The sequence below is a fragment of the Mesorhizobium sp. M7A.F.Ca.ET.027.02.1.1 genome (assembly GCF_004022985.1).
Classification (GTDB): domain Bacteria; phylum Pseudomonadota; class Alphaproteobacteria; order Rhizobiales; family Rhizobiaceae; genus Mesorhizobium.
In genome coordinates, this window is record NZ_RZOL01000212.1 from 1 (window position 1) to 10,362 (window position 10,362).

A 10,362-nucleotide genomic window follows, 5' to 3' on the forward strand; every position below is an offset into this window, starting at 1 on the left:
ATGCCGCACTGGACCTCGTCGTAGATCAACAGCAGGCCGTGCTGTTCGCACAATTGCCTGAGCCGCTTCAGCGACTGCGTCGGCACCGGGCGGATACCGCCCTCGCCCTGCACCGGCTCGATCAGGATCGCGGCCGTCTCCGGCGTGATCGCCTTTTCGGCGGCGTCGATATCGTCGAAGCCGACCTGATCGAAACCTTCGACCTTAGGGCCGAAGCCTTCGAGATATTTGTACTGGCCGCCAGCCGCGATGGTCGCCAGCGTGCGGCCATGGAAGGCGCCCTCAAAGGTGATGACGCGGAAGCGCTCGGGATTTCCTTTGACGAAATGGCAGCGCCGCGCCGTCTTGATCGCGCATTCCAGCGCCTCGGCGCCGGAATTGGTGAAGAACACCTTGTCGGCGAAGGTGGCGTCGGCCAGCCGCTCGCCAAGCCGGCTCTGCCCCGGAATCTCATAGAGGTTGGAAACATGCCAGAGCTTGGCGGCCTGCTCGGTGAGTGCGGCGACCAGATGCGGATGGCTGTGGCCCAGCGAATTGACGGCGATGCCGCCGGCGAAATCGAGATATCGCTCGCCCTTGTCGGTAACCAGCCAGGCGCCTTCCCCGTGGTCGAAGGCCAGGGGTGCGCGAGCAAAGGTCTCGTAAAGCGCCGAACCGCTCATTATATGCGTCTCCGGTACCGGAAAATCAAAAAAGCCGCCAAAGCGGCGGCCTGTGCGGCTTATCCCGTTTTTCGGCCATGAAGTCAACGAAAACGTCGCGTAGTGGCGCGCGGCAAGCCCTCCGACGGGACGCCGGCTCATCAGCGACCGGGCAAGTTGGGGAAAACCGAAAAAACCGATTCGTGTTGCACTTGGGACTCTTGTCACCGAGTCAGCGCATAGAGTAGTTGTAGTTGAGAAATAACTAGATTTCGTGCGGCGGACCTAATCACCAGATATATGTGGTGTCTGCCCTGGCAAATGTTGCCGGGTCGGGAGAAGGATTCCGATTGCCGCACGCTTAGAGGAGCGCGGTCTCATGAACTGGACTGACGAGCGGGTAGAACTCTTGAGAAAACTGTGGTCGGAGGGTCTGAGCGCAAGCCAGATTGCTGCGCAGCTTGGAGGGGTCAGCCGCAACGCGGTCATCGGGAAGGTGCATCGGCTGAAACTGTCGGGCCGCGGACGCTCGACCGCCACACCGGCACGCCAGAAGAAGGCAGCGCAAGGATCGACCGTCCAGAAATCGGTATCACGCGCTGCAACCACGGCACGCCATGTCACGACATCGATCGGCGCGACCGCCTTGCAGACGCAGTTCGACGCCGAACCCGTGGCACGCCATTACATCCGTCCGGTCGAGAATGTCGTGCTGCCGATCTCGCGGCATCTGCAGCTGGTCGAGCTGACCGAGCGAACCTGCAAATGGCCGAACGGTGACCCGCTTTCAGAGGACTTCCATTTCTGCGGCAACGAAGCCGCCGAAACCGGACCCTACTGCAAATATCACGCCCGCGTGGCGTTCCAGCCGGCATCGGAGCGGCGGCGGAGTCGCTGAGCGAATAGCGAATAGCGAATAGCGAATAGCGAATAGCGAATAGCGAATAGCGAATAGCGAATAGCGAATAGCGAATAGCGAATAGAAACGGCTTGCCTTCCGTAACAGGAAGCAAGCCGTTTTTGTGTTCGCTATTCGCTACTCCCTATTCGCTCTCTTCTCACAGCCAACCGTTCTTCCTGAACCGCCAGTAGAGAAACGTGCAGATGAGCGCGATAGCGCCCAGCACCACCGGATAGCCGTATTCCATCTTCAGTTCCGGCATACTGTCGAAGTTCATGCCGTAGATGCCGGCGAGCGCCGTGGGCACCGCCAGGATCGCGGCCCAGGAGGCGAGTTTCTTGGTGTTCGCCGTTTCCTGACTCTGGCCGACCAGGAGGCTGGCCTCGAAAGCGAACGCCAGCACTTCGCGCAGGCTGTCGATCTTCTCCTGGACGGTGCGGATGTGGTCGGTCACGTCGCGGAACAGCGGGTGCATGGCGGTATGTATCTGCGGCAGCTCGGCGCTGGTCAGCCGTCGGCAGACTTCGACCAGCGGAAGCGCGGCATTGCGCAGGCGCAGGAGATCGCGGCGCAGCATATAGAGCCGTTCGATGTCGGGAGCGGTCATTGGCTTCAGCAGAACCTTGTCCTCGATCGCCTCGACTTCGTCCTCGATCTGCTCGAGCACCGGCATGTAATTGTCGACGATGAAATCGAGAATGGCATAGAGGACGAAATCCTCACCCTTGGCCAGCGAATGCGGGCAGCTTTCCCAGTGCTGACGAACGGCGGCATAGGACGTCGAGGGACCGTGCCTGACGCTGACGATGTAGCCTGAGCCGACGAACAAATGGGTCTCGCCGAAGGTGACCCGGCCGTCGATCAGCTGTGCGGTGCGGGCGACGATGAACAAGGCGTCGCCATATTGCTCGATCTTCGGCCGCTGGTGCGGGTGCTCGGCATCCTCGATCGCCAGTTCATGCAGGTGAAACTGCGCCTGGACGCGCAGCAACAGGTTACGGTCGGGCTCCAGCAGGCCGATCCAGACGACATGGCCGGATTTTTTTGCCCATTCGCCGGCTTCCTCGATGGGAATGTCGGCGATGCGGCGCCCGGCCGTGTAAACGCCGCAAGCGACAATGCCGGATATCGACGCAGGCGCCGGGGTCAGGTTCCGAACATTTTCCATCACGACCTCCCGGAGCAAATCCACGGACGAGGATAGAGGCAAGGCCCGGAAAGCTTAGCGTAAATCGGATGGCGGTTCGAGAGGCGCGTTCACTTCACCGGCTGCGTCTCGGAAAGGCTGATCTTGTCGGTCTTGTCGCCCTTGGGCCGCTCAGCCGGCAACTGATCGCCGGTGACGATGTAGTAGATGGTCTCGGCTATGTTGGTGGCGTGATCACCGATACGCTCGATGTTCTTGGCGCAAAACAGCAGATGCGTGCAGGGCGTGATGTTGCGCGGATCTTCCATCATGTAGGTCAGCAATTCGCGAAACAGCGATGTGTACATGGCGTCGATCTGGTCGTCACGATCGCGCACGAAGCCGATTTTCTCCACCGAGCGAGACGCGTAGACGTCGAGCACTTCCTTGAGCTGGGTCAACGCCAGGTTGGACAGGGCCTCGAGGCCTCGGAAAAGGCTGGTCGGCTGGCGTCCGTCGGTGACGGCGACCACCCGCTTGGCAACGTTCTTGGCGAGATCGCCAACCCGTTCGAGGTCGGCGGAGATGCGAATGGTCCCGACGATCTCGCGCAAATCCGACGCCATCGGCTGACGCTTGGCGATGATGATGATCGCCTTGTCGTCGATTTCGCGCTGGCCCTCGTCCAGTACGGTATCGTCGCGGATGACCTTCTGGGCAAGGCCTGGGTCGGCATTGACGAGAGCGGTGACCGCCTGCTCGACCATGCGCTCGGCATGGCCTCCCATCGCGGCGATGCGCTTCGACAGATATTTCAACTCCTCGTCATAAGCGCTGACGATGTGCACGGACTGCATGGCAAAATGCCTTCCCACGGGGTGTTTTGATTTTGAGTCGTTTCCTCGAATCCCCGCTGATACGCTAGCCGGATGACAGAAAAGAAACAGTCCCCTTGAATTAGGGCGATATCAGTGCGTCGGCAAATGAACCGAGAATGCCGCGCCGTTGCCGACTTCGGACTTGATCGAAAGCCGGGCGTTGTGGCGCGTCAGTATATGCTTGACGATCGACAGGCCGAGGCCGGTACCCTTCTGGGTCCGGCTGGTCTCGACGTCGACGCGGTAGAAGCGCTCGGTAATGCGCGGAATGTGCTCCTCGGGAATGCCAGGGCCAAAGTCCCTGATCGTCACGTCGATGCCCGGTTCTGATCCGGCGTCGCTATGGGCTATGGATACAACCACGCGCCCACCCGACTGCCCGTATTTGCAGGCGTTTTCCAAGAGGTTCTCGAAAACCTGGAAAAGCTCATCGCGATCGCCAGGCACATGAAGCGGCCCATCGGCGTAGTGCCGCTCGATGGCAACGGCGTTTTCGCTGGCCAGCGGTCCGAGCGAGTCGATGACGCTGTCGACTGTCTGCCGCAGATCCACCTCGGTTCCCGGCTTCAGATAGGGTTTCATCTCGAGCCGCGACAGCGACAACAAATCGTCGATCAGACGCGCCATGCGACCGGTCTGGCTCTGCATGATCTGCAGAAACTGGTCGCGCGCCGCCGCGTCGTTGCGGGCTGGCCCGCGCAGCGTTTCGATAAAGCCGGCGATGGAGGCGAGCGGCGTGCGCAGTTCATGGCTGGCATTGGCAATGAAATCGGCGCGCATACGGTCGATCCTGCGTGCTTCGCTCTGGTCCTTGAACACCAGCACATAGAGATCGGTGGCGTGACCGACCGAGGACACACTCACCCGGTAGGCCCGTTCGACCGGCAGCTTCTCCATGTAGTCGACGACATCGGAGGCGATATCGCCTGATAGCACGCCGTCCAGCAGGGTCTGCATCTCCGGCGCCCGGAATTTCAACGACAGCGACATGCCTGGCGCGATGCCACCGAAGGCGGCGAAGGCGGCGGCGTTGGCATGGACGATGGTGGCGGTCCGATCGAAGATGATCAGCGGATCGGCGACGGCGGCGGCCAGATATTCACCAGAGAGCCGCTGCAGGCCGATGGCCTCGATGGCAGCGCCGCTGCCGGTGGATTGGCGCGCGCCAGTGGCCGGCAGTATGGCCGCTGCAAGCAGCAACAGCAGCGCCGCGAGGACGACATAGGCTGAAATCCCGGCCAAGGCATAGACGGCGACGACCGCGGTGACGCCGGCCGCAAGCAGCCAGCGGCTATGCCACAGCCGTGCGGCCATGGTTTGCGTCATGCCTCTCTGCTCTGTGTCCAGGTCAGCCATTCGCTCGTGGACCTGCCCCCATGTCTTCGCACCCGGTCGCACGGTGGCGGAAAACTTCCACTAGACCGCTTGCCGCATGACCCCGAAAATCGGGATCGATTTTCGGAAAGGATCATGCGCAAATCAAAAGTGCTACAGCGTCCTTTGCGCATCCAAACGGACGCGCGACGCTGTAGTGGCTCCCCATAGCATGAGTCCGGAAGCTGGAAAGGGTTCGTCTCGATGAAAAAAGCCAAAGAAAGTCCCGCCGCGCCAACTTCGGGGCCGCTGAAGATCAGGATCGGTGGCAAGGAGAGGGAGTTCGACATCGAGAATCCCGTGCTTCCCGACTGGGTCGAGGACAACAAGCTGACCGCTGGCGGCTATCCCTACGACAAGAAGATGAAAAGCGACGAGTATGACGAGATACTCGAGAAGCTGCAGATCGAGCTGGTCAAGGCGCAGGCTTGGCTGCAGTCGACCGGCAAACGGGTGATGGCGCTGTTCGAGGGCCGCGACGCTGCCGGCAAGGGCGGCACGATCTTCGTGGTGCGCCAGTACCTCAATCCGCGCACGGCACGCAACGTGGCGCTGACCAAGCCGACCCCGACCGAGCTTGGGCAATGGTACTACCAGCGCTATGTCGACCACTTCCCGACTTCAGGCGAATTCGTCACCTTCGACCGCTCCTGGTACAACCGCGCCGGTGTCGAGCCGGTGATGGGTTTCTGCACCCCGCAGCAGCACGAGCAGTTTCTCGACGAGACACCGCATTTCGAGCGGATGATCTCCAACGAGGGCATCCACTTCTTCAAATTCTGGCTGAACATCGGCCGGGAAACGCAGCTCGAGCGCTTCCATGACCGTCGCTACAGCCCGCTGAAGAGCTGGAAGTTTTCGCCCATCGACGTTGCAGGCATCACCAAGTGGGACGACTACACCAAGGTGCGCGACACCATGTTCGAGCGCACCCACAAGGAATTCGCGCCGTGGATCATCGTACGGGCCAATGACAAGCGGCGCGCGCGGCTGGCGATCATGCGGCGCATCCTGTCGTCTCTGCCCTATGAGGGGCGCGATCTCGAAATCATCGGCAAGGAAGATAAGAAGATCATCGGCGAAGGGCCGTCATTCCTCGGCAAGCAGGATTGACGCTTCCGCGCCGCGCGGCCTTGGCCGCGCGGCGCGGAACTTGAGGCTTTCGCTCAGGCCGCGAGCCGGGCGATGCGTTGCAATCGCCGCAGCGTGGTGTCGTCCTGCAGCGCCTGCTGGAAAAGCGAAATCTCCTGATCGATGCGGTCGCAGAGGGCCTCGGTGTTCCCTTTCAGCAGGCCGCGCGTCTGCAGCAAGGCGGCGACCGGCTTCTTGACGAGCTGTCTTGCCCGGCCGAGGGCCGCCTCCTCGACGGTGCCTCCCGGCACGATCTCCGCGACCAGGCCGAGCGCCCTGGCGTCCTCGGCGCGAAGCGTGTCGCCGAGGCAGAAGAAGCGGAAGGCACCGGCATAGCCGAGCTTCTGCGGCGCCAGGATGCTGGTCGCCGCGTCCGGCACCAGGCCGAAATCGACGAACGGCACCCTGAACGTGCTCTCATCGGACGCGATCACCATGTCGCAATGGAACAGGATGGTGCAGCCGACACCGACGGCATCGCCGTCGACGCAGGCAAGGATGGGCTTGGGAAACGTCGCCAGCGTGCGGAACAGGTCGGTGACGGCGGCAATCAGTTTCTGGTGCTTGGTGGCGTCGAGGAATTCGGAGAAGTCGCCGCCCAGACAGAAACAGCCTGCCAGGCCGCGCAGCACGACGACGCGAACCTCCTCATTGTCGGCGGCTTCATGGAAGGTCCTTGCCAGGCTTTCATAGGCTCTCCTGTCCAGCACCGGCCGGCCGTCGCTCGACGACACGGTGACGACCAGCGTGTGGTTGCGAAGTTCAGGTTGCGGGTGTGTGCTCATGGCTGTCTCCGATCTCATGACGCACGCCTTTGCCCGAGCATGTCAGGATATCCCCTGGCCAGCACGGGAGCAAAATGATTGCGGCGCGACCGCACCACATCGAGGGTGTGTTCGTTGAAGGTCAGCAAGGTGGCGACGACCTGCTGGTTGCCATAGGTGCGCTGATAGCCCAGCGGGGTCGCCAGGAAATGCAGTTGCAAGGCGCGCAGCACCCACATCGGCTCGAACTCGATGATCACCTTGTCGACGCCGCGCTTCAGCCCCCACTCGACGAAACCGGCAATCAGTTCGGTGCCGACGGTCGAAACGCCGCGACGGCCGTCACGAAAACCGGGAGCCACCGCGTAGCGGGTCAATTCCCAGATGTTTGGACCCGATGGCGGCGTTCCTTCGGAAAGATCGGTCAAGACCTCGGTCAGCAGATGTGGCCGCGTCGTCGGCAACATCCTCTGATAACCCGCCACTTCACCGCCCCTGATGACGATCTGATGGACCGCCTCGTCGTGATCGAACTGGTCAAGTTCGAGCCCGTCGGGACGCCTGAGGTCATCCCACCCCATCTCTTCGACGAATATCTTGTAGCGCAACCGATGGACGGCCTCCCAAAGGTCGGGACGTTCCATCAATTCCTGGGTTGTAAGGGAAAAAAGCATTCCGCCGTCTCCTGCGTTCAGAGGAAGATACGGCCGTGCTTTGATGAGAAAATTGCGTGATCGCGTAGGCAAAAATTCCAGGTCGGCACGGCCGACCTAACTAATGTAGCCGCGCCGTATCGCTTCCGCGACGGCCTGCACCCTGTTGACGGCACCTAGTTTGCTTTTGGCGTTAAGAAGATGTTTCTCCGAGGTGTGTTCGGAAATGCCGAGGATTTGCGAAATCTCCCATTCGGACTTGCCGACGGCGGCCCATTGCAGGCATTCGCGCTCGCGCGGCGTCAGCACGATATGATCGATGGTGTTGCTCGCCATGGTGTGGAGTTGCATGGCGCGGCCAACCGCATAGGTCGAGACCAGCGACACCTGGCCAAATTCGGCGGCGGACAATTCCACAGCCTCGCCGCCGAGCGACACCATGACGATCTGGCCGTCAAGCGTGATCAACGGAAAGGCCAACCCATCACGCAATTTGAAGGCGCCGGCATCGCCCATCACCTCGCCGCTGCTCTTGTCTATGCGGATGCCCTGCGACGCCTCGTGCCACTGGAAGGGCGCCTGCAACTGTTTCATGTGGCTGACGACCGGGTCGTGGTCGACATAGTTGCGCGCGACATAGCGCTCCAGCCACTCGCCCGGCCAATCGCAGAGAAGCACATGCTGCTTTTGCTGGCCGGCCGGCGTGCCTGGCTGCGGTACAGTTCCCGCCATCAGTGCGGTGAGGCCGAAATCCGATGTTATGCCCAGCAGCCTTTCACAGACCGCCGCCGCCGTCGCGGCGTGCTGCAGTTGGTCTATGTATTCCAGCGTGCGATCGAACTGACCCATCGCAACATCAACCCCATGTTGCCTCGTGCATTGCGGCCAATGATGCGTGCCTGATTTACACTTCGCCACCGACCACGGATTGCAAATCGCATACTTATTTTGTGGCTCCCTCTCACGAGGCGACCGAAGCTGATTTGCAAACCGGCTAAATCATATCCTGAAATCGGCGGGTTGAAATCAAAAACCATTGTGCCTGTACCATTTTCGTACCAAAACCGGTGCGAGCACGACTGTGGCGGAGTTTTATCTTGGCGTTCCGGTGGAGGTCCTTCGCCCTTGCGATGCTGATCGGCTTGCTGTCGTTCGCCGACGGCGCGCGCGCCGCGGCGCCTCAGGTTCCGGTGCTGTGGGATGCCAAGGAGCGGCTGCCCAAGCCAGACCTTTCGACGCTGCCCCGGCTGAGGTTCCTGACCACCACGGACTTCCCGCCCTTCAACTTCCTTGACGGCGCGGGAAAGCTGTCCGGCTTCCATATCGATCTGGCACGCGCCATCTGCGCCGAGCTTGGCATTGTCGAAAAATGCCAGATCCAGGCCCTGCCCTGGGCCGAGCTGGAAGGCGCACTGCGGAAAGGCGAAGGCGAGGCGATCATCGCCGGCATCGCCGCAACACCGGAATCGCGCGCGACCTACGCCTTCTCACGCTCCTATCTGCAGTTTCCAGCGCGCTTCATCATGCCGAAAGGCAAGGCGCTGACCGAGCCCATCTTTGACAAATTGCACGGCAAGCGTGTCGGCGTAATATCAGGCTCGGCGCATGGACGCATGCTGCGCGACTATTTCAACACGGTTCAGGTCGTCCCTTTCGACAGGCCGGAGGACCTCTATGCCGATCTCAAGGCCGGCAAGGTCGACGCCGCCTTCGGCGACGGCATGCGCCTGGCCTTCTGGCTGGGCGGCTCGGACGCGGCGGGCTGCTGCCGCTTTGCCGGCGGGCCCTATCTGGCGCCTGAATATCTGGGCTCGGGCATGGCCATTGCCACCAAAGCGGACAATCCGGCGCTGGCCGCCGCGATCGATTACGCGCTGCAGGAGATGTCGATGAAAGGCACGTTCGCCGAATTTTATCTGCGCTATTTCCCGGTCAGCTTTTTTTGATCCGGTTCCGGTCAGCTTTGCCGGCCTGACCTGAATCTCAACAGCGTCCGGCCAAGGACTTCAGGTCAGCGTGCGCAGCCTCGCCTTGGCCGCGCGGCCGATGGCAGCAACCGTCAGCGTGTCGAGATCGAGCTGACGCCGGATCAGCTGCAGCACCCGTACCTCTTCCATGCGCATTTCGAGGTCAACGGCGGCAACCTCGAAGGCAGCGGCATAGGCGGTGTCGCGCAGCCGCTCAGGCAAGACCTCGGCGACTTCAGCCAGCACACCCTCCAGCCCGTCCTTTTCGTGCAGGCGCTTCTGGCAGTCCTGGGCAACGCCGACCAGCCTGTCGTGGTTGAAGTCCTCGAACACCGGCCAGGAGCGGACGACCTCGCCGATCCGCGCCAGTTCGACATCGGTCATGTCGCGGTCGGAGGCCGAGGTGATGACCATCAGATAGATCAGGGCTTCATGGGGTGTCGGCAATTTTTTCTCCTTGAACCGGGCCTCGAAGTTAGGAACGCCCATTCTGCACCGCAAGGAAAAAGCGCCGCACGCGTTGACGCTCCGGCGCTGCACGCCTAGAGACCGGTTGAAAAAGCCTTGCCGCGGCCCGTCTTCGGGCCGGCAAATGATTTGGAAAACTGTGACATGACGGGATCAAACATCATCGATCTCAACCCCGAGCTGCTGGCGGCTGCGACCGAAAGCAAGGCGTGGCCGTTCGAAGAGGCCAAAAAGATCATCGAGCGCTACAAAAGCGCCGACTTCCCGCAAACAATCCTGTTCGAGACCGGTTACGGACCGTCCGGCCTGCCGCATATCGGCACGTTCGGCGAGGTGGCGCGCACCTCGATGGTGCGCCATGCCTTCCGTGTCCTGACGCAGGATAAGGTCGCGACCAAGCTGCTGTGCTTTTCCGACGATATGGACGGCATGCGCAAGATACCCGACAGCGTGCCGGAC

Annotated in this window: 11 protein-coding genes and 1 pseudogene; 4 read left to right on the forward strand and 8 right to left on the reverse strand. The window is 61.5% G+C overall.

Going from position 1 to position 10,362, the window contains the following annotated elements:
• Positions 1-662, reverse strand: a 662-nt coding sequence (locus tag EN749_RS21635; RefSeq protein ID WP_128363929.1) for an aminotransferase class III-fold pyridoxal phosphate-dependent enzyme, incomplete at its 3' end; no start/stop codon positions are given.
• 358 nt (positions 663-1,020) lie between these two features.
• Between EN749_RS21635 and EN749_RS21640 the strand changes: the two genes are divergently transcribed.
• On the forward strand, positions 1,021-1,539 hold the full coding sequence (locus EN749_RS21640) for a GcrA family cell cycle regulator (RefSeq protein WP_127267146.1): 519 nt from the start codon (positions 1,021-1,023) through the stop codon (positions 1,537-1,539).
• Between the two features lie 160 nt (positions 1,540-1,699).
• On the opposite strand, the gene EN749_RS21645 is transcribed toward EN749_RS21640, so the two are convergent.
• The 3 genes from EN749_RS21645 to EN749_RS21655 form a co-directional block, all read right to left on the reverse strand.
• Positions 1,700-2,710, reverse strand: coding sequence for a magnesium and cobalt transport protein CorA (locus EN749_RS21645; RefSeq protein ID WP_127807933.1), 1,011 nt, complete (start codon positions 2,708-2,710; stop codon positions 1,700-1,702).
• Between the two features lie 89 nt (positions 2,711-2,799).
• Positions 2,800-3,525 carry a phosphate signaling complex protein PhoU gene (phoU, locus tag EN749_RS21650; protein WP_127807934.1) on the reverse strand — a complete coding sequence of 242 codons (726 nt, stop codon included), beginning with the start codon at positions 3,523-3,525 and terminating at the stop codon, positions 2,800-2,802.
• Between the two features lie 111 nt (positions 3,526-3,636).
• The gene (locus EN749_RS21655) at positions 3,637-4,902 is read right to left on the reverse strand and encodes an ATP-binding protein (protein WP_128287796.1); all 1,266 of its coding nucleotides are present in this window, start codon (positions 4,900-4,902) and stop codon (positions 3,637-3,639) included.
• A gap of 222 nt (positions 4,903-5,124) precedes the next feature.
• Here EN749_RS21655 and ppk2 point away from each other — a divergent pair, with 222 nt between their 5' ends.
• On the forward strand, positions 5,125-6,033 hold the full coding sequence (gene ppk2 / locus EN749_RS21660; protein ID WP_127807936.1) for a polyphosphate kinase 2: 909 nt from the start codon (positions 5,125-5,127) through the stop codon (positions 6,031-6,033).
• 53 nt (positions 6,034-6,086) lie between these two features.
• Here the strand turns inward: ppk2 and EN749_RS21665 are convergent, their stop codons facing one another.
• The 3 genes from EN749_RS21665 to EN749_RS21675 all read right to left on the reverse strand — a co-directional run bounded on the left by EN749_RS21665 (position 6,087) and on the right by EN749_RS21675 (position 8,317).
• Entirely contained in the window at positions 6,087-6,836 is a 750-nt protein-coding gene (locus tag EN749_RS21665; protein WP_013533649.1) for an enoyl-CoA hydratase-related protein, read from the reverse strand.
• 14 nt (positions 6,837-6,850) lie between these two features.
• Entirely contained in the window at positions 6,851-7,489 is a 639-nt protein-coding gene (locus EN749_RS21670; RefSeq protein ID WP_013533650.1) for an acyl-homoserine-lactone synthase, read from the reverse strand.
• Between the two features lie 96 nt (positions 7,490-7,585).
• Positions 7,586-8,317, reverse strand: coding sequence for a LuxR family transcriptional regulator (locus tag EN749_RS21675; RefSeq protein ID WP_127267150.1), 732 nt, complete (start codon positions 8,315-8,317; stop codon positions 7,586-7,588).
• Between the two features lie 248 nt (positions 8,318-8,565).
• On the opposite strand from EN749_RS21675, the gene EN749_RS21680 reads away from it, so the two are divergent.
• On the forward strand, positions 8,566-9,414 hold the full coding sequence (locus tag EN749_RS21680) for a transporter substrate-binding domain-containing protein (protein WP_128287798.1): 849 nt from the start codon (positions 8,566-8,568) through the stop codon (positions 9,412-9,414).
• A 60-nt stretch (positions 9,415-9,474) separates the two neighbouring features.
• On the opposite strand, the gene EN749_RS21685 is transcribed toward EN749_RS21680, so the two are convergent.
• Positions 9,475-9,882: a tellurite resistance TerB family protein gene (locus tag EN749_RS21685; RefSeq protein ID WP_013533653.1), complete on the reverse strand. Its 408-nt coding sequence runs from the start codon at positions 9,880-9,882 to the stop codon at positions 9,475-9,477.
• Positions 9,883-10,047: 165 nt separating this feature from the next.
• Here EN749_RS21685 and lysK point away from each other — a divergent pair.
• A pseudogene (lysK, locus tag EN749_RS21690) lies at positions 10,048-10,362 on the forward strand (lysine--tRNA ligase); the annotation flags it as partial.

What these genes read in the sequence shown, in the direction of transcription:
- EN749_RS21655 (WP_128287796.1), bottom strand. Translation starts at nt 4,902, where the DNA reads ATGGCTGACCTGGACACAGAGCAGAGAGGCATGACGCAAACCATGGCC.
- EN749_RS21675 (WP_127267150.1), bottom strand. Translation starts at nt 8,317, where the DNA reads ATGGGTCAGTTCGATCGCACGCTGGAATACATAGACCAACTGCAGCAC.
- ppk2 (WP_127807936.1), top strand. Translation starts at nt 5,125, where the DNA reads ATGAAAAAAGCCAAAGAAAGTCCCGCCGCGCCAACTTCGGGGCCGCTG.
- EN749_RS21640 (WP_127267146.1), top strand. Translation starts at nt 1,021, where the DNA reads ATGAACTGGACTGACGAGCGGGTAGAACTCTTGAGAAAACTGTGGTCG.
- phoU (WP_127807934.1), bottom strand. Translation starts at nt 3,525, where the DNA reads ATGCAGTCCGTGCACATCGTCAGCGCTTATGACGAGGAGTTGAAATAT.
- EN749_RS21645 (WP_127807933.1), bottom strand. Translation starts at nt 2,710, where the DNA reads ATGGAAAATGTTCGGAACCTGACCCCGGCGCCTGCGTCGATATCCGGC.
- EN749_RS21665 (WP_013533649.1), bottom strand. Translation starts at nt 6,836, where the DNA reads ATGAGCACACACCCGCAACCTGAACTTCGCAACCACACGCTGGTCGTC.
- EN749_RS21670 (WP_013533650.1), bottom strand. Translation starts at nt 7,489, where the DNA reads ATGCTTTTTTCCCTTACAACCCAGGAATTGATGGAACGTCCCGACCTT.